18 protein-coding genes are annotated in these 18079 nt (G+C 65.4%); 10 read left to right on the forward strand and 8 right to left on the reverse strand.

Annotated elements, in window-relative coordinates; translation table 11 throughout:
* Positions 1-7: 7 nt before the first annotated feature.
* The 4 genes from EN786_RS01365 to EN786_RS01380 are packed head-to-tail and all read right to left on the reverse strand — an operon-like array spanning position 8 to position 4547.
* Positions 8-322 carry a DUF6665 family protein gene (locus EN786_RS01365; RefSeq protein WP_127282814.1) on the reverse strand — a complete coding sequence of 105 codons (315 nt, stop codon included), beginning with the start codon at positions 320-322 and terminating at the stop codon, positions 8-10.
* A gap of 8 nt (positions 323-330) precedes the next feature.
* Positions 331-2214, reverse strand: coding sequence for an ABC transporter ATP-binding protein (locus EN786_RS01370; protein ID WP_127282813.1), 1884 nt, complete (start codon positions 2212-2214; stop codon positions 331-333).
* A 10-nt stretch (positions 2215-2224) separates the two neighbouring features.
* Positions 2225-4105, reverse strand: a complete 1881-nt coding sequence (locus EN786_RS01375; protein ID WP_127282812.1) for an ABC transporter ATP-binding protein — start codon at positions 4103-4105, stop codon at positions 2225-2227.
* Positions 4106-4130: 25 nt separating this feature from the next.
* Positions 4131-4547, reverse strand: coding sequence for a hypothetical protein (locus EN786_RS01380; RefSeq protein ID WP_245478178.1), 417 nt, complete (start codon positions 4545-4547; stop codon positions 4131-4133).
* Between the two features lie 461 nt (positions 4548-5008).
* Here EN786_RS01380 and EN786_RS01385 point away from each other — a divergent pair, with 461 nt between their 5' ends.
* Positions 5009-5467 carry a tRNA (cytidine(34)-2'-O)-methyltransferase gene (locus EN786_RS01385; protein ID WP_127282810.1) on the forward strand — a complete coding sequence of 153 codons (459 nt, stop codon included), beginning with the start codon at positions 5009-5011 and terminating at the stop codon, positions 5465-5467.
* A gap of 151 nt (positions 5468-5618) precedes the next feature.
* A complete protein-coding gene (gene soxR, locus EN786_RS01390; protein WP_127282809.1) occupies positions 5619-6062 on the forward strand; it encodes a redox-sensitive transcriptional activator SoxR in 444 nt (147 codons plus the stop codon).
* Between the two features lie 250 nt (positions 6063-6312).
* Here soxR and EN786_RS01395 read toward each other — a convergent pair whose 3' ends face one another.
* Complete coding sequence (locus tag EN786_RS01395) at positions 6313-6570, reverse strand: hypothetical protein (RefSeq protein WP_006202578.1); 258 nt, start codon at positions 6568-6570, stop codon at positions 6313-6315.
* A 112-nt stretch (positions 6571-6682) separates the two neighbouring features.
* Here EN786_RS01395 and hemF point away from each other — a divergent pair, with 112 nt between their 5' ends.
* The 5 genes from hemF (at position 6683) to EN786_RS01420 (ending at position 10497) form a co-directional block, all read left to right on the forward strand.
* Positions 6683-7597 carry an oxygen-dependent coproporphyrinogen oxidase gene (hemF, locus tag EN786_RS01400; RefSeq protein ID WP_127282808.1) on the forward strand — a complete coding sequence of 305 codons (915 nt, stop codon included), beginning with the start codon at positions 6683-6685 and terminating at the stop codon, positions 7595-7597.
* Positions 7598-7695: 98 nt separating this feature from the next.
* A complete protein-coding gene (locus tag EN786_RS38480; RefSeq protein WP_245478177.1) occupies positions 7696-8127 on the forward strand; it encodes a DUF1344 domain-containing protein in 432 nt (143 codons plus the stop codon).
* 258 nt (positions 8128-8385) lie between these two features.
* A complete protein-coding gene (locus EN786_RS01410; RefSeq protein ID WP_126058661.1) occupies positions 8386-8571 on the forward strand; it encodes a DUF1059 domain-containing protein in 186 nt (61 codons plus the stop codon).
* Between the two features lie 280 nt (positions 8572-8851).
* The gene (locus EN786_RS01415) at positions 8852-9430 is read left to right on the forward strand and encodes a hypothetical protein (RefSeq protein ID WP_127282807.1); all 579 of its coding nucleotides are present in this window, start codon (positions 8852-8854) and stop codon (positions 9428-9430) included.
* Between the two features lie 14 nt (positions 9431-9444).
* Positions 9445-10497, forward strand: coding sequence for a S8 family serine peptidase (locus EN786_RS01420; RefSeq protein ID WP_245478176.1), 1053 nt, complete (start codon positions 9445-9447; stop codon positions 10495-10497).
* Positions 10498-10607: 110 nt separating this feature from the next.
* Here EN786_RS01420 and EN786_RS01425 read toward each other — a convergent pair whose 3' ends face one another.
* From EN786_RS01425 to EN786_RS01435, 3 genes are read right to left on the reverse strand one after another with little or no spacing between them, the layout of a single operon-like run.
* The gene (locus tag EN786_RS01425; RefSeq protein ID WP_127282806.1) at positions 10608-11876 is read right to left on the reverse strand and encodes a CCA tRNA nucleotidyltransferase; all 1269 of its coding nucleotides are present in this window, start codon (positions 11874-11876) and stop codon (positions 10608-10610) included.
* Complete coding sequence (locus EN786_RS01430) at positions 11873-12505, reverse strand: CoA pyrophosphatase (protein ID WP_127282805.1); 633 nt, start codon at positions 12503-12505, stop codon at positions 11873-11875. The genes EN786_RS01425 and EN786_RS01430 overlap by 4 nt, the downstream gene beginning before the upstream one ends.
* Positions 12505-13134: a DUF1285 domain-containing protein gene (locus tag EN786_RS01435; protein ID WP_127282804.1), complete on the reverse strand. Its 630-nt coding sequence runs from the start codon at positions 13132-13134 to the stop codon at positions 12505-12507. Before EN786_RS01435 ends, EN786_RS01430 begins: the two co-directional genes overlap by 1 nt.
* 145 nt (positions 13135-13279) lie before the next feature.
* Between EN786_RS01435 and EN786_RS01440 the strand changes: the two genes are divergently transcribed.
* From EN786_RS01440 to EN786_RS01450, 3 genes are read left to right on the forward strand one after another with little or no spacing between them, the layout of a single operon-like run.
* Positions 13280-14284 carry a MoxR family ATPase gene (locus tag EN786_RS01440; protein WP_127282803.1) on the forward strand — a complete coding sequence of 335 codons (1005 nt, stop codon included), beginning with the start codon at positions 13280-13282 and terminating at the stop codon, positions 14282-14284.
* Complete coding sequence (locus EN786_RS01445; RefSeq protein WP_127282802.1) at positions 14284-15261, forward strand: DUF58 domain-containing protein; 978 nt, start codon at positions 14284-14286, stop codon at positions 15259-15261. Before EN786_RS01440 ends, EN786_RS01445 begins: the two co-directional genes overlap by 1 nt.
* Positions 15258-18077 carry a DUF4159 domain-containing protein gene (locus tag EN786_RS01450; protein ID WP_135907928.1) on the forward strand — a complete coding sequence of 940 codons (2820 nt, stop codon included), beginning with the start codon at positions 15258-15260 and terminating at the stop codon, positions 18075-18077. The genes EN786_RS01445 and EN786_RS01450 overlap by 4 nt, the downstream gene beginning before the upstream one ends.
* Positions 18078-18079 lie beyond the last annotated feature (2 nt).

The following is an 18079-nucleotide window of genomic DNA, read 5'->3' on the forward strand; positions in this document are numbered from 1 at the left end:
GCAGCGTCTATTTCGCGCCGAGCCTGACCAGGACTGCCCTCGGTATGTTGTATTCGCGGATCACCGCATCGTGCTTGCGCAACCCGCAGAGCTCGCGCTGGATGAAATAGGCATGCACGGCCTCGGCGGCGTCCTTGAGCAGTCGCGGCCGCCGCTCCTCGTCGTCGCCGTTCTCGCGCAGTCTGGCCAGCGTCGCCTCGACGCGCTGGCCGGCGCGGCCGAGCGCCGCCGCCTTTTCGGCGAGGATCTCGTGGCCGAGCAGGTCGAGCGCGCTCTCCTGCGCGCCCGCGGGTCCGAAATTCGAAGGCATGCGAACCGACATTGCTCTTCCTACTCCGCCGGCCGCGTCTCTTCCAGCACGCTTTCCTCGTTGAACAGGAAGCCGCCGGACTGCCGTTTCCACAGCCGCGCGTAAAGCCCGTCCAGCGCCACCAGTTCGTCATGCGTGCCCTGTTCGATAATCCGCCCGCCGTCGAGCACCACCAGCCGGTCGAGCGCCGCGATGGTCGACAGCCGGTGCGCGATGGCAATCACGGTCTTGTTTTCCATCAGCCGCGCCAGGTTCTCCTGGATCGCCGCCTCGATGTCGGAATCGAGCGCCGAGGTCGCCTCGTCCAGGATCAGGATCGGCGCATCCTTGAGGAAGACGCGGGCGATTGCCACACGCTGGCGCTGGCCGCCGGACAGCTTCACGCCGCGTTCGCCGACATAGGCGTCGTAGCCGGTGCGCTCGCGATTGTCGCGCAGGCCTATGATGAACTCATGCGCCTCGGCTTTCCGCGCCGCCGCGATCACTTGCGTCTCGGTCGCGCCCGGCATGCCGAGCTTGATGTTGTCGCGCAGCGAGCGGTGGAACAAGGCCGTGTCCTGACTGACCACGCCGATATTGGCGCGCAGCGAATTCTGCGTCACCTGCGCGATATCCTGGCCGTCGATCAGGATCTTGCCGCCCTCGAGGTCGTAGAGGCGCAGGATCAGGTTGGCCAGCGTCGTCTTGCCGGCTCCCGATGGGCCGACCAGTCCGACCTTCTCGCCGGGCCTGACGACGAGGTCGATGCCGTCGAGCACGCCCGCTCCCTTGCCGTAGTGGAAAGTCACGTTCTTCACATCGATGCGGCCGCCGGCCACGATCAATTCCTTGGCGTCCGGCGCGTCGGTGAGGCCGAGCGGCTGCGAGATCAGCGCCTTGGAGTTCTCCAGCACGCCGAGATTCCTCAGGATGCCGTTGAGCTGCATCATCACCCGGCCGAGCAGCATGTTGAGCCGCAGGACGAGCGAAAGCGTGAAGGCAACGGCGCCGACGGTGATCGAGCCTTCGAGCCATAGATAGATGGCAAAGCTGGCGATGGCGGTGATCATGACGCCCGACAGCGTCGTCAGCGCCATGCGCACGCCGGTCAGCCGGCGGGTGAACGGGCGCAGGGCGTCCAGATAGATGTCGAAACCGCTCCGGATGTAGCGATCGTCGCCATCGGCCGAAAACAGCTTCAGCGTCTGCACGTTGGAGTAGGAATCGACGATTCGGCCATTGATCATCGAGCCGGCCTCGGCGGTCGCCTCGGCGTGCCTGCGGATCGCCGGCAGATAGCGCTTGGCCAGAAACCCGAAGGCGGCGATCCAGAGCACCACAAGCACCGCCAGCCTGAGATCGAGGCCGGCGACCAGCGCCAGCGTCGTCACCGTATAGACGATCATGAACCAGATGACCTCGATGAAGCTCTCCATCAGGTCGCCGGTGGCCTGCCCCGCCTGCCAGACCTTGGTGGCGATGCGGCCGGCGAAGTCGTTCTGGAAGAAGGCGTAGGACTGGCGCGAGACATGGCGATGCGCCTGCCAGCGCACCAGATTGTAGAAGCCGGGCGTGATCGTCTGCTCGTCGACCAGTGCCGAGAGCCCGACGACCAGCGTGCGGATGATCAGCACCACCGCGCCCATGAACAGGAGCTCGGGACCGGCGGCGATCCACAGCGCATGCCAGCTGCGCTCGCCGGGCAACTGGTCGAGGATGTCGACCAGCCGCCCGACGAAATAGAACAGCCCGGTCTCGACCAGCGGTGCAATGCCGCCAATGACCAGCATTGTGAAGAAGGCGAGCTTCGCCTGTCCGACATAGTGCCAGAGGAAGCCGCCGACACCGGTGGGTGGCCGAAGGTTCGCCGGCTCGCGGAACGGATAGACCCAGCGCTCGAACCAGCGATAGACGGCTGTCATCATGCGGTGGCCATCATTCTGCAGCTTGACCCTTGGCCCCGATGTCGTTGGCGGCCTCGGCCGGCGCCTCGTCGAGCAGGAAGCCGCCCGACTGGCGCTGCCAGAGCTGCGCATAGAGCCCGCCCTTGGCGACGAGGTCGTCATGCGAACCTTCCTCGATGACGCGGCCTATATCCATGACGACGAGCCTGTCCATCGCGGCGATGGTCGACAGCCGATGCGCGATGGCGATGACGGTCTTGCCCTGCATCAGCCTGTAGAGGTTCTCCTGGATCGCCGCCTCGGCCTCGGAATCGAGCGCCGACGTCGCCTCGTCGAGGATGAGGATCGGCGCGTCCTTCAGCATGACGCGGGCAATGGCGATGCGCTGCCGCTGTCCGCCCGACAGTTTGACGCCGCGGTCGCCGACATGGGCATCGAACCCGGTGCGGCCGTTGGCGTCGATCAGCCCGCCTATGAAATCCAGCGCCTCTGCCCGCCCGGCCGCCTCGAGCAGCATCTCATCGGTGGCATCCGGCCGGCCATAGAGGATGTTCTCGCGCACCGAGCGGTGCAGCAGCGAGGTGTCCTGCGTCACCATGCCGATCTGCGCACGCAGCGAGTCCTGCCTCACCGACGCGATCTCCTGGCCGTCGATCAGGATCTGGCCGGCTTCGAGGTCGTAGAAGCGCAGCAGCAGATTGACCAGCGTCGACTTGCCGGCGCCCGAGCGGCCGACGATGCCGACCTTCTCGCCCGGCTTCACCGTCAGCGACAGGTTCTCGATGACGCCCTTCTGCTTGCCGTAGTGGAAGCGGATGTCGTCGAAGCGGATTTCGCCGCGTGTGACGGCGATGTTCTTCGCGCCCGGCCGGTCCTCCACCAGGCGCGGCAGCGAGATCGACTGGATGCCGTCCTGCACCGTGCCGATGTTCTCGAACAGGCCGGACATCTCCCACATGATCCACTGCGACATGCCCCACATGCGCAGCACGAGGCCGATGACCACGGCGACGGCGCCGATCGTCACCGCCTGGCCGAGCCACAGCCACAGCGACAGCGCGGTGACGGAAAACAGCAGCAGCGCGTTGAGGATATAGAGCAGGCCGTAGAGCACCGTCACCAGCCGCATCGAGCGGTAGACCGTCTCGAGGAAGCCTGACATGCCCTCCTTCGCGAAGCTGGCCTCGCGCCGCGCATGGGAAAACAGCTTGACCGTCTGGATGTTGCTGTAGCTGTCGACGACGCGGCCGGTCATGGTCGAACGCGCATTGGCCTGCTCCTCGCCGACCTTGCCGAGCCGCGGGATGAAGTAGCGCAGCAGCCCGACATAGCCGACCAGCCAGATCGCGAGCGGCGTCGCCAGCCGCCAGTCGGCCGAACCGACGATGAACAGCATGCCGAGGAAGTAGACGATGACGTAGTTGAGCACGTCGATGAGCTTGATGACGCATTCGCGCACGGCGAGCGCCGTCTGCATCAGCTTGGTGGCGATGCGGCCGGCGAACTCGTCCTGATAGAAGGCCATCGACTGCTTCAAGAGGTAGCGATGCACCTGCCAGCGGATGCGCATGGGGTAGTTGCCCATCAGCGTCTGCTGGTTGAGAAGCGAGTGGAACCACACGGTGCCCGGCAGCGCGAACAGCACGACGAAAGCCATGCCAGCGAGCTTCCAGCTCTCGGTCTGCAGGAAAGTCTCGCGATTCTGCCCCGAGAGCCAGTCGACGATGCGGCCCATAAAGCCGAACATCCACACTTCGGCGACGGCAATCGCCGTCACCAGGAGCGCGTCGAGGATGATGTAGGGCCAGGCGCCGCGCGTGTAATGCACGCAGAAGGCGACCAGCGTCTTCGGCGGTTCGACCGGCTCCGCGGCCGGGAACGGATCGAGCTTGTTTTCAAACCAGCGGAACATTGCAGGCACTCGACTGTCTATGCGCTCACGCGGCGCGGGATTGATGGACAAGCTTGCTCGACCGCGCAGCGTCGCGGGCCGGCGATGCAGAATCATCTGCATCGCCGGCCCTGCTTCGCGCAATATAGGGTGTCGCGGGCTTTTCGCCGACAGGCTCAGCCGACGATCCTGACGCCCCGGAGTTTCCGGGCGAAAAGCTGGCGCCTGCCCGGCCTTTCGCGCCGGGCCGGATCAGCCTGATGATGCGGCGCACCAGCGAAGGCCGGCTGTGGTCAGGCACGGCGCGCGAGAAGTCGACGTCCGGCAGCATGCCTCGATGCGGACGCCGGCGCGTCTCGGCGTGCACTGCCGACGAGTAGGTCTCGCCGACCAGCAGCGCCCAGGTCGCCATCCTGCGCTCGTGCAGGCTTCTGGAGCCGGGTATTTTGTAGGGATCGAACATCGGTCCATCCTCCATGTGCAAATGCGATAAAAAGGGTGACGCAACATCGACTTCCGGCATTCGGCCGAAGCGGCCGAGTACTTCGGTGCGCGCAGCGTCGCTCCGGACATGACGGCAGGCGTCAGTCAGGACACGGTCAGGTGGGGCGCCGGGCCCCTTTGGGCGTTTGAAAAACATCGCAGGATTCCTTCGAGAACCGAAAACTGGGTTCGGCGGGAATCGGTGCGATCAAGTCTTAGAGAGTCAGGAGAATCGTCGTACCGAAACCGCCGCGGAGCGCATAAGGCGCCAGGAGGGGCGCTGGTTGTGCATGGTCATCATGAGTTCCCCCTCCATCGGTTCGGGTTGACAATGAGAGGCGTATACTCGACTTCGCAGAAAATGACCACCCGCCAGTCCAGCAATCTGCGAAACCTGGAAATCTCTGTGGCCGATCTGCCACTTATTAGAAAGACGCGGAAATGAACGGCCGTCTCCGCATCGCGCTCTACCAGCCTGACATCGCCGGCAACACCGGAACGATCCTGCGCTTCGCCGCCTGTCTCGGCCTTGGCGTCGACATCATCGAGCCGGCCGGCTTCCCGCTCTCCGACCGGGCGCTGAAACGGGCCGGCATGGACTACCTCGAAATGGCCGATCTGACCCGGCATGTCGACTGGAACGCCTTCGAGCAATGGCGGGCGGGCGACGCGCGTCGGCTGGTGCTGCTCACCACCAAAGCCGCTGCCGCCTATACGGACTTTGCCTTTGCCGATGGAGACATTCTGCTTTTCGGTCGCGAATCCGCAGGCGTGCCGGATCCGGTCCGTGACGCTGCGGATGCGCGCCTGACCATCCCGATGCGGCCGGGCGCGCGCAGCATCAATGTCGCGCTGTCCGTCGCCATGGTCGCTGGCGAAGCGATCCGCCAGCTCGCATAGGATCCGCGATCCGCCGTCCCTGCCGTCACCGAGGGCCGTGGTTTCTCCAGTCAGTTTCGTCCAGGCGCACATCGCCTTCTCCTGCATTTGCCCGATCAGGATTTCTTCGCTACAAGCTCAACTTAACTTGAGGTCAAGCGGAAAGTGGCAGATGGCTCCAGCAACGGAATTGACGGTCGGCCAGGTGGCCATGCGCAGCGGCGTCGCCGTATCGGCGCTGCACTTCTACGAGACGCGCGGGCTGATCCGCAGCCACCGCACGGCCGGCAACCAGCGGCGCTACGGCCGCGACGTGCTGCGGCGCGTGGCGATCATCCGGGTCGCCCAGGAGGTCGGCATCTCGCTCTCCGAGATCGCCGCGGCGCTTCAATCCCTGCCCGAGGGCCGCACCCCGACGCGCGAGGATTGGAATCTGCTTTCAACGGCTTGGCGCGACGGGCTCGACCACAAGATCGCCCAGTTGAAGAAGCTGCGCGACGGCCTGAGCGACTGCATCGGCTGCGGCTGCATGTCGATCGACAAATGCCCGCTCAGGAACAAGGAAGACCGGCTGGCGCGGGAGGGCACTGGCGCGAGGCGCCTGATAGCCTCCTGAGCGGAAGCGATGCGAATTAATGACAGGTACGGAAGGAATCCGCTGTGCTGGGACATCTAGTTCAAGCTGAGGAAGAGACACAGTTGATCGCGATCTATCGGATCGATTCCGGCGGCACACCAACGCTCTATATCTCCTTGAGTTTCGATGAGGCGCGGAAAATGGGCCCGGAAAAATTCGGCAAACTGCTTGGCGAAAACCTGATTCTGGATTCGCCGAAATTGCGCGATCTGTTCTCGTGTGACGCCGCTCAATCCGCCGCCGGCAGCCGCCTTATCGTGAATTCGATGACATCGCCCGGCCGTTCGAACCAGCTTTCGATCTCGGTCCAGTAGGCCTGCTTGGGAAAGCGCTCGAACCATTCCTTGGCCTTGAGGCGGGCGTCCGAGCGCGGCAGGACGAAGGTCTCGCGCAGGAAGCCGTCGCGCGGCATGCGCTCGCGCTCGGCGCGCGAACGGTCGAGCCTCTTCTTCAAGCCATCCAGCGGCGGTCTTGCCGGGGTGCGCACGAAGGAACTCCTTGCACCGTGGTCAGACGGGACTTGACCCTTGCCCCTAAGAGATTAGGGATCGCGCCCGGAAAAGACGAGTCCTTTATCGTCCGCGACTGGAGACCTGATTTTGGAACGACCTGAAATACCGGTGGGCCTGCCGGCCGACATCGAAGAGAAGAAGGTGAAGGCGCGCCTGTGGTTCGAAGCATTGCGCGAGCGCATCTGCGCCGCATTCGAGCAGATCGAGCAGGATCTGGAGGGGCCTCTGGCCTCGTGGTCGCCCGGCCGCTTCGAGAAGACGCCCTGGCAGCGAGACGAAGGCAAGGGCGGCGGCGGCACCATGTCGATGATGCACGGCCGTGTCTTCGAGAAGGTCGGCGTCCACACCTCGACCGTCCATGGCGAGTTCTCGCCCGAGTTCAGGAAGCAGATGCCGGGCGCAGAGGAGGATCCGCGCTTCTGGGCAAGCGGCATCTCGCTGATCGCGCACCCATGGAACCCCAACGTGCCGGCCGTGCACATGAACACGCGCATGGTCGTCACCTCGCGCCAGTGGTTCGGCGGCGGCGCCGACCTGACGCCGGTGCTCGACCGACGCCGCGTCCAGGACGATCCCGATACACTCTCCTTCCACCGCGCCATGCGGTTTGCCTGCGAGAAGAACGCCGGCGTCGCCGACTACGCCAAATTCAAGGACTGGTGCGACGAGTATTTCTATCTGCCGCACCGCAATGAGCCACGCGGCATCGGCGGCATCTTCTTCGACTGGCTGCATTCTGGCGACGACGCGGGCGGCTGGGACGCCGATTTCAACTTCGTCCAGGATGTCGGTCGCTCCTTTCTCGTCGTCTACGCGCATCTGGTCCGGTCCAATTTCAACGACAACTGGACCGATGGCGACCGCGACGAACAGCTCGTCCGGCGCGGCCGCTACGCCGAATTCAACTTGCTTCACGATCGCGGCACCATCTTCGGGCTGAAGACCGGCGGCAATGTCGTCTCGATCCTCTCCAGCCTGCCGCCTGAGGTAAGATGGCCGTAAAATATCGGTGAGCGGGACGTGAGCCGCAATGGCGTCCCATTCGCCGAATCTGGGCGCGCAATGTGGCGACCGGATTATCTTTTTCGTCTAATAGGCATTTGAAAAATCAGGGCTATTTGTCGTTTCCGGGCCGGGAAACGCCGGCGGCTCTTCTCTCCCGTGAGCCGCGACCCGACGTGACCGGACGGCCTTTGATCGAGTGGGCGCCTTCCCCGGAGCGAGATTTCATCTCGCTCTCAGGGTGCCCGCATTTTCCAGGAGAACATGCCATGCGCAAGCTTATTGTGACGGCAGCAACCGCTGCTCTTCTCGCCTCTGGTGGCGCCGCCTTCGCGGCGGTCAAACACACCACTGGCACGGTGAAGAGCTTCGATGGAACGGCCATGAGCCTCGTTCTGGATGATGGATCCACCTTTACGCTGTCCAAGGCCTTCAAGGATCCTGGCTTGCAGGCTGGCGAGAAGGTCCGCGTTTCCTGGGACATGAGCGGCAAGAACAAGGTTGCCGAGGCAGTCAAGATCATGAAGTGACGGCCTGCTCGCAGGAGCAAGACAGGGCTATTTCCGGTCTTGCTCCGAGGTAGCGTAAGAGGGGCGGAGCAGCAATGCTCCGCCTTTTTCGGCTCTTGCGGCAACCAAAGCCAGCGAGCCGTGTTATGGTTGCTCGCCAGTACACGACCCGAAGGCCCCCAGGTTTTCGACGAAAGGGATGTTCGAAAAAGGATCGTGCGCGCATCAGAGTGCCGGATCGGATGTCGGTCGGCGCTCCAAGGAGGAAAGGAGAATCCGATGAAGGAATTCCACTGCGGATCGCTCGTGCCGGGCTGTGAGTGGCATACACGCGCCGAAGAAGAGGCCGAGGTGATGCGCCGTGCCGTCGAGCACATGCGCGAGACGCATGGCGAAACGACCATTCGCGAGACGATGATCGAGGCGATCCGCTCGCGTATCCAGAAGGTGCGTGACGCCGCGTAACGGCTTCCGGCCGGAGCAGATCACGGATCTTGCGCGATCCGGCCAACAAGCAGGCGAAGGGGATGCCGGATCCGACGGCATCCCGCCCCACTTCCGGCCACGGCTGCCGAAGAGCGCAAATATTTTCAATCAAATACTTATATTCGCACCTGCTTGGATAACCCGGCGGTAACGGTAGTCGTGCCACCATCGGGGAGATAATCCGGATACAGGGGCAGCCAGAGAAGCCCGTCGCCACCAGGCGCTGATCCGGAAACGGTGGGGCGAGGTGTTTTCGCGCATGCGCGAAAGGTCCGGCAATCGAGGTAGTTTCCGTTGGACAGCGCTGCTGCTGTCCGCCTTCCTTGGCGCGCCTCCGGCGTCCGGGCAGGAGATGACGACGTCGCTTGTCGACATGCACCAGGGCTCGCAGCTCAGTGACCGGGCCAGAGGCCTCGGCGACGGCGGCTATGAGTTGCAGAGCGGATCGTGGGTATCGTTCAACCGGTGGTATCACGCCACCTGGGTCGACCTCCACGTCGACTTTCTCACCCAGCTGACTGAAGACACCGGAATCCTGTGGGGTTTCGGCACCGGAGAAAGCGCCGAGAAGTACAGCATCGAGCCCAGCTTCAAGCTCGGCTTCCTCACTCAGATGCACCCGAGTGCGAGCAGCACCCTGTCCTTCTCGCTGACCTCGACGATCGGCGGCAACCTCACCGAAAAGCCGTGCGTGGCCGACTATGGGGACCTGGGCACCTACAGCGTCAACTGCCGGCTCGCGGCCACCGAGATGGCACCTGAGCAAACCCTGAAATATCTGGTTAACGCTAAACCGGAGACCATGCGTCTCTGGCTGAATTACCGTGTTACTTTCTGACCTTGGAGGCTGACATGAGCAGGTTGACCCGCCTCGAAGTTCACAATCGTCCATCCTGGTTCCTGTTCGACTGGAGTAAGAGCATGTCAGCCAACCACTGGAAATTCGGCCTCGCCGCCGCGCTTGCCATCTTCTCGGCGCCGATCGCTTCGGCGCAGGAAGCTCTCGACGCCGACCAGACCGCCGCGCTCTGCCACGGCGCAGGGTCGATTTGCGTGAGCGCCACGATCCCGGCCACGCCGACGACGCAAGCGACGGTGCAGAGCTGGATGAGCCCCGAGGTCGGCGCCGCATGGGCGGCCGGCTACAAGGGCAGTGGCGTCACCATCACCATCGTCGACGATTTCAGCAGCACGTCGCGCTTCTCCGGCAATTTCGGCCTCGGCACGCAAAACCAGCGGCACGGCGAATGGACCCGCCAGGAAGCCAGCATGGTTGCGCCCCTGGCAGCCATCCGGTCGAAGGACTTCTCGACGGGCTCGTCGGTTGCGCTGGCGGCGGGCCTGAACGTGCTCAATCTGAGCTACGGCATGTACGCCAGGGCGGGTTACAGCACCAGCCAGATCGGCTGGGCGCCGGAGGAAGCCTCGATCATCTCCTATGCCACCAAGGGGTCGGCCGTCGTCTCGAAGGCCGCCGGCAACGATGCGGTCGCCGTCGGCGGCATCAAGAACGGCCAGCAGGATTACCTCAACCTCGCGCTGGTCGGCAAAGCCTCGGCGATCTTCGTCGGCGCGCTCTCCACCAACGGCACGACGACCAGCAAGGCCCAGCTTGCCTCCTACTCCAACTACGCCGGCTCCAACCCGCTCGTGCAGAGCCATTTCCTTGTCGTGGGTGTCACCGGCAGCAAGACGGGCCTTTACGGCACCTCGTTCGCGGCGCCGATCATTTCCGGCTACGCGGCGATCGTTGGCAGCAAATTCACCACGGCAACGCCGACACAGATCACCAACCAGTTGCTGAACACGGCTCGTACCGACACGCTGCTCAACTACAACGCCTCCGTCTACGGCAAGGGCGAAGCCAGCCTTTCACGCGCACTGGCTCCCGCTTCGATCAGGTAAGTTGCGATCTAGAGCGGTTCAGCGTTTCATGGAATCGCCGAACCGCTCTAACTATTTGTTTTTACGCAATTCCGGACGGAAAACCGTTACACACTTTTCCTGGAATTGCTCTAAGCTTCAAGCGCTTTTACGGCGCGCTCGATGAGCGCGCCGCGGTCAAGGGTGAAACCGGACCCGATCCATTCCTTCTCGAGACTTTTCAGGATCGCGCCGAGCCTGGGGCCGGGCGCCGCGCCAAGCTCGGCGAGATCGGCGCCCTTGATCGGGAATACCGGCTTCTCCCATTTCAACGCGAAGGCAAGCAGGCGCGAGAAGCCGCCGGCATCGATCAGCGCCTGATTGTCCTCGGCCGCCCGTGCCCGCGCGGAAGCCAGTGAAAGCCGCAGCCGGTCGGCGATGCCGTTACGATCGCCGAGATAGAGTTTCTTGGCCAGTTCGCCTTCGCTCGTCCTCGGCTCGATCGCCGCCGCCAGCGCCCAGTGCCTCAGCCGCCCCGCCTCGGCGGCGGAAAATTTCAGCCTCTCGGCAAGCGTCTTCATCCGCGCGGCATCGGGGGGCACCATGGCTTCCAGCCTCAGCAGCGGAGCGGCTGCCCAGCCCAGGTCCTTCTCGGTCCGGATCAGCCCATGGATGGCGTCGATGCCCCATTTCTCGCTTTCCGGCAGAACGCTGGTAAGCACGCCGGCCTGACGCATCCACAAAAGCGCGCGTGACGGGTCCGGCGCCGACAGGAGCTTCTTCAGTTCGGACCAGATGCGCTCCGCCGAGAGCTGGCCGAGCCCGTCCTTCAGCCGCGCGCAGGCCTTCAACCCTTCGGCGTCGGGTCGTCCGTCGCCATACCAGGCGAAGAAACGGAAAAACCGCAGGATGCGCAGGTAATCCTCGCGGATGCGCGCTTCCGCATCGCCGATGAAGCGCAGCCGGCGCGCCGCGATGTCGGCGATGCCGCCGACCAGGTCGACGACGTTTCCGTCAGCTTCGGCATAGAGCGCGTTGATGGTGAAATCGCGCCGCTCGGCGTCGAGCTTCCAGTCGCGCCCGAACGACACCTTTGCCCGCCGCCCATCGGTCTCGATATCGGCGCGCAGCGTGGTGACCTCATAGGTCTTGCCGCCGGCGATCGCCGTGACAGTGCCATGCTCTATGCCGGTCGGCACCGTCTTGAAGCCGGCCGCCTCGGCGCGGCGGATGGTTTCCTGCGGCAGCGTCGTGGTTGCGACGTCGATATCGGCGACCGGCTGGCCGAGCAGGGTGTTGCGAACGGCGCCGCCCGCGACGCGCGCCCGCTCATCGCCATCCGAAAGCGCTGCCAGCAGACGCTGCAGGTGCTTCTCGTTCAGCCAGTCCGCCCTGCCGGCGAGCGATACGGGAGCACTCAAGCATAGAGCCTTTCGTAGAGGGTGCGGATGATGCCGGCGGTGACGCCCCAGATGCGCTGGCCGCCATAGGGCATGTCATAGAAGAACCATTCGAGGTCGTCCCACATGCGGCTGTCCCGGGCGTGGTTTGTCGGGTCCATCAGGAACCGCAGCGGCACCTCGAAGGCGGCATCGACCTCGTCGGCATTGAGCGTCAAGGAGAAGCCTGGCCGAACCACCGCCAGCACCGGCGCGATGCGGTAGCCGCTGCCGGAAACATAGTCGGGCATGCGGCCGATGATCTCGACATGATCGCGCTCGAGGCCGATTTCCTCGAAGGTTTCGCGCAACGCCGCCGCTTCCGGGCTGGGATCGGTCGGGTCGATCGTGCCGCCCGGAAAGGCCACCTGACCGGAATGGCTGCGCAGCTTCTCGGCGCGCTTTGTCAAAAGCATCGTCGCATCGGCGCCATGGTCGACCACCGGGATCAGCACGGCGGCGTCGCGCAGCGGCTTTACGTGCTTCAGCCTGGGATGGCCGGGATTGAAGCGATGATCGCCATAGTCGTCGCCGGCATGGGCGTCTGCCTGGGCGGCGACGCGCTGGCGAAAATCCACGGTCGAGAACGGCGCCGGCGTCACCTGGTCCATCACGCGCTCAGCCGTTTCAGCTTCTCGGCGGGCATGATCGGATAGACCTCGCCCCTGGAGCGCACGGCAAACATCGTCCTGCCGTCGATGTCGATCTCCTCGCCATGCTCGACCAACTCGTACATCACCGGCCGCGCCACCAGCGCCTCCAGCCGGCCGCGCACCAGCACATAGGGTTTCAGCCCGCCGGTCGCCTCCTCGTCGACGAAGCGCAGGGCGTGGCCCGGCCCGGCCTCGACGACATCGCCGACATTGGTGCGGAAGGTGATGACCTGGTCGTCGCCGGCGCCGGACACATCCATCTCGACGGCGACGAAGGGGGCGTCGACGACGCGTATCCCCACCCTCTCCACCGGCGTCACCAGATAGGTCCTACCGTCCGCGTCCTTGCGCAACACGGTGGAGAACAGCTGCACCAGCGGCATGCGCCCGATCGGCGTGCCCAGATAGAACCAGGTGCCGTCGGCCCTGATCTCCATGTCGAGGTCGCCGCAGAAGTCCGGATTCCAGCGCTCCACCGGCGCCGGCCCCTTGCCGGCGCGGGTCGCGCGCGAGATCAGCGCCTCCAGCCCGCGCGCCTCGGTGGCGCTGGTGAGGCTCTGTTCACGATGTTCTGTGAGCTCCGTCATGGTCACGAAATAGTCACTGTTGTTCCGCTTGTCAGCCTAAGTCTGTGATTTAAGTTCAAATGCAGGCGCCAGGCGAGGCCGAATCGCGGCATTCTGCGGCACAGACAGTGCAAGCCGGTATTTCCAGCACAAGGATCGAAACGGCATGAGCGTGATGATCAAGGAAAGCCCGATCAGCGAAAAGGACATGATCGCCGAGGCCGAAAAGGCGCTGGCGGACATCTCGAAAGTCCGTGACGGCGTCGGTCGTGTCATCTTCGGCCAGGATGCCGTCGTCGAGCGCACGCTGGTGGCGCTGCTTGCCGGTGGCCATGCGCTGCTGGTCGGCGTGCCGGGCCTCGCCAAGACCAAGCTGGTCGAGACGCTGGGCGTCGTGCTCGGTCTCGATTCCCGCCGCATCCAGTTCACGCCCGACCTGATGCCGTCCGATATCCTGGGCTCCGAGGTGATGGAGCAGGACGAGTTCGGCAAGCGCTCCTTCCGCTTCATCTCCGGGCCGATCTTCGCGCAATTGCTGATGGCCGACGAGATCAACCGCGCCTCGCCGCGCACCCAGTCGGCGCTGCTGCAGGCGATGCAGGAATACCACGTCACCATCGCCGGGGCGCGCCACGACCTGCCCTCGCCCTTCCATGTGCTGGCGACGCAGAACCCGCTGGAGCAGGAAGGCACCTATCCGCTCCCGGAGGCGCAGCTCGACCGCTTCCTGATGCAGGTCGACATCCTCTATCCGGAAATCGAAGCCGAACGCCGCATCCTGCTGGAGACCACCGGCGTCGAGGACGCCAAGGCGCAGAATGTGCTGCAGCCGGCCCGGCTGAAGGAGATCCAGACGCTGATCCGCCGCATGCCGGTGCCGGAAAGCGTGGTCGACGCGATCCTCAAGCTGGTGCGTTCGGCCCGCCCCGGCCAGGGGCACGCCGAAACCGACAAGCTCGTCGCCTGGGGTCCCGGGCCGCGCGCCAGCCAGGCGCTGACACTGTGCGCGCGAGCGCGGGCGCTGTATGATGGGAGGCTGGCGCCGTCGGTTGACGACATCCGTGCCCTGGCCGAGCCGGTGCTGCAGCATCGCATGGCGCTGACTTTCGCCGCCCGCGCCGAAGGCACCTCGGTGCGCGACGTGGTGGCGAAACTGGCAAAAGGCATCTGATGGCACGAATAGGCGAGGTCCAGGCACCGGTTGCGACGCGTGACGCGCTCGCCCGTGGCCGGTTGCGGGCCTCGCTGGTGCCGGACCTGCTGGTCGAGGCGCGCCGCATCGTCAACACCGTGATCGCCGGCTGGCATGGCCGCCGCAAGCGCGGCATCGGCGAGAATTTCTGGCAGTTCCGGCCCTATGTCGAAGGCGATTCCTCGCGCATCGACTGGCGCCGCTCGGCCCGCGACGACCACACCTATGTGCGCGACCGCGAATGGGAGGCGGCCCATACGGTGTGGCTGTGGGCCGACCCCTCGCCTTCGATGCTCTACAAATCGGCCGGCGCCGGCGTTTCCAAGGAATCGCGCGCGCTCGTCCTGGCGCTGGCCATGGCCGAGCTGCTGTCGCGCAGCGGCGAGCGCATCGCCTGGCCGGGCCTCACCGACCCGTTCACCGCCCGCAACGGCGCCGAGCGCATCGCGGCCCAGCTCGGCCATGCCGGCGCGCTGCCGGCAAAGCCCGATCTTTCCGGCATCCGCCGCTTTTCCGACGTCGTCCTCGTCAGCGACTTCCTCGACCCGGTCGAGGAGACCATGGCCTGGCTCGACGTGCTCGCCCGCCACGGCGTGCGCGCCCATCTGATCGAGGTCGCCGACCCGGCCGAGGAAACCTTTCCCTATGCCGGCCGCACCGAGTTCACCGATCCCGAAACCGGCGACAAGCTGACCGCCGGCCGCGCCGAGATGCTCGGCGACGAATACCGCCTGCTCTACGGCGCCCGCCGCCAGGAGTTGGCCGGCTGGTGCAAGCGGCTGGGCTGGAGCTTCACCGTCAACCATACCGACCGCCTCGCCTCCGAAGCGCTGGTGCGCATCCACATGGCTTTGACCGCCGAAGGCAGTCATCCAGGGTTGACCGTAGGTCATACCGGGTTGACCACAGGTCATACCGGGTTGACCGCCGGTCCTGCCGGAAAGATCGGCGCATGAGCTGGCTGCCGCTTTCCTTCGGTGCGCCCATGGTGCTGTGGGGCCTGCTGGCGCTGCCGGTGATCTGGTGGCTGTTGCGGCTCACCCCGCCGAAGCCGCAAATGGAAGTGTTTCCGCCGCTGAAGATCCTGGCCCGCGTCCTGAAGCGCGAGGAGACGCCGCAGCAAAGCCCATGGTGGCTGACGCTGCTGAGGTTGCTGATGGCCGCCCTGATCGTCGTCGCACTTGCCGAACCGGTCTTCAATCCGCGTGAAAAACTGCCGGCCGAAGGCTCGGCCCTGGCATTGGTCATCGACAATGACTGGGCAAGTGCCGCCGACTGGGGCAAGCGCGTCGCCACGGCCGAAAGGCTGATCGCCGACGCCGGCTCGAACGGCGTGCCTGTCATCATCGCCTTCACCGCCGAAAAGCCCAACGCCGAGATCGGCCCCTTCGATGCCGCGACGGCGCTCGACAGGCTGCGCGCCGCCAAGCCGCGGCCCATCCCGACCGACCGCCCCGCCGTCTATGCCCGCGTCGCGGCAAGCCTGGAGAGCCATCCCGGCGCCAGCGTCGCCGTGCTCGCCGACGGGCTCGCCGCGCAAGGCGACGAAGCCGCCTTCGACACGCTTTTGTCGAAGAATGCGGCGCGGCTGGTCTGGGCCACGTCTGACCGGATCACGCTGGCCGGCCTGACCGCTGCCGACAACCAGGTCGATGGCTTTGCATTGACCGCGATCCGTCCGCCCGGCGATCCGGCGCCCGCCCAGGTCATCGCCGGCGCCTTCGACGACAAGGGCCGCCGCATCGCCGATGCGACGCTGACCTTCTCGCCGGGCGAAACCACGGCCACCGGCACGATGGCGGTGCCGTTCGAACTGCGCAACGACTTTGCCTCGATCGCGCTCGACGGCGAGCATCAGGCCGGCGCCGTGCGCGTGCTCGACGAGAGCTCCAAACGCCGCCGCGTCGGGCTGTTGTCGCAGTCCGAGGCCGACCAGGCGCAGCCGCTCTTGTCGCCGCTCTACTATATCCGCCGCGCGCTGCAGCCCTTCGCCGATTTGGTCGAGCCGTCGAGCGTCGACCTTGCCGACGCCATCCCGCAATTGCTCGATCAGAAGCCGGCAATGATTGTCATGGCCGATGTCGGCACTATCCCCGAGCAGGTGCGGCCAAAGCTCGCCGACTGGGTCGACAAGGGCGGCACGCTGGTCCGCTTTGCCGGCTCGCGGCTGGCCGCCGCCGGCAATGACGACGACCTTCTGCCGGTCAGGCTGCGCAGCGGCGAGCGCGCGCTGGGCGGCGCGCTGTCCTGGACGACGCCGCAGCCGGTCACCGAATTCCCGAAGACCGGGCCCTTCGCCGATCTCGCCCCGCCGACCGAGGTCACCGTCACCCGGCAGGTGCTGGCCGAGCCGACGCCCGACATCGTCGAGCGCACCTGGGCGACGCTGGCCGACGGCACGCCGCTGGTCACCGGGCTGAAGAAGGGCAAGGGCACGCTGGTGCTGTTCCACGTCACGCCCGAGGCGACATGGTCGAACCTGCCGATCTCGGGCAGCTTCGTCGAGATGCTGAGGCGCATCGTGCAATTGTCGCGCAACCAGGGAGCCGCCGTCGCCAATGCCGAAGCCGCCGCCACCTCGCTGGCGCCCTACCGCATGATCGCCGCCGACGGCACGCTGGTGCCGCCGACGCCGGACGCAAGGCCGCTGGTGCCGGGCGCCGGTCCGCTGCCGGTGACGATCGAAAACCCGCCGGGCCTCTACGGCTCAGAGACCGGTGTGTTCGCCCACAATCTGCTCGACGCCGCGAGCACCTTCGCGCCGCTGGCCCGGCCCAACCTTTCGCTGCCAGTGACCAGCATCCAGTACGCCTTCGACGAATCGCGCAATCTGAAGGGCTCGCTGGTCGCGGCGGCGCTGGTACTGATGGTGCTCGACACGCTGGCGGTGTTCTGGATGGGCGGCCTGCTCTCGCGCCGACCCCGGCGCGCCGCAGCGACCACCGCGGCTGCCCTGCTGATCGCGCTTGGCGCGCTTGTCGGCCATGCCGACCTCGCCCGCGCCGATGACGCGAAGCCGGGCGACACGCAGGCGATCGAGGACATCTCGAAGACCCGCATCGCCTATGTGCTGACCGGCGAGCCCGGCGTCGATTCAATCAGCCGCGCCGGACTGGAAGGCCTGACCCGCTTCCTGATCGAGAAGACCGCGCTGGAGCCCGGTGATCCGGCCGGCGTCGACATCGCCAAGGATGAATTGTCCTTCTACCCGCTGATCTACTGGCCGATCGACCCCACCGCCCCGATGCCGAGCGAAACCTCGATCGCCCGCATCGACGCCTATATGCAGCAGGGCGGCACGGTGCTGTTCGATACCCGCGACCAGTTCGCCAACGGCATCGGCGCGAACTCGACCAGTCCGGCAACGGAACGGCTGCGCGACATTCTCGGCAATCTCAACGTGCCGCCGCTGGAGCCGGTGCCTTCGGACCACGTGCTGACCAAATCTTTCTTCATCCTTCCGGAGTTTCCCGGGCGGTTCAACGGCAGCCCGCTCTGGGTCGAGGCCTCGCTTGACGCCAGCAACGCCGAGAACCGTCCGGTGCGCGTCGGCGACGGCGTTTCGCCGATCCTGATCACCGCCAATGATTTCGCCGGCGCCTGGGCGGTGGACGAGAATGGCGACCCGTTGCTGCCGACGGTGCCGGCGGACCCGATGCAGCGGATCTATGCGCTGCGCGCCGGCGTCAACATCATGATGTACATGCTGACCGGCAACTACAAATCCGATCAGGTGCATGTGCCTGTCCTGCTCGAACGGCTGGGGCAGTAAGC

The organism is Mesorhizobium sp. M4B.F.Ca.ET.143.01.1.1 (genome assembly GCF_004792275.1).
GTDB lineage: Bacteria > Pseudomonadota > Alphaproteobacteria > Rhizobiales > Rhizobiaceae > Mesorhizobium > Mesorhizobium abyssinicae.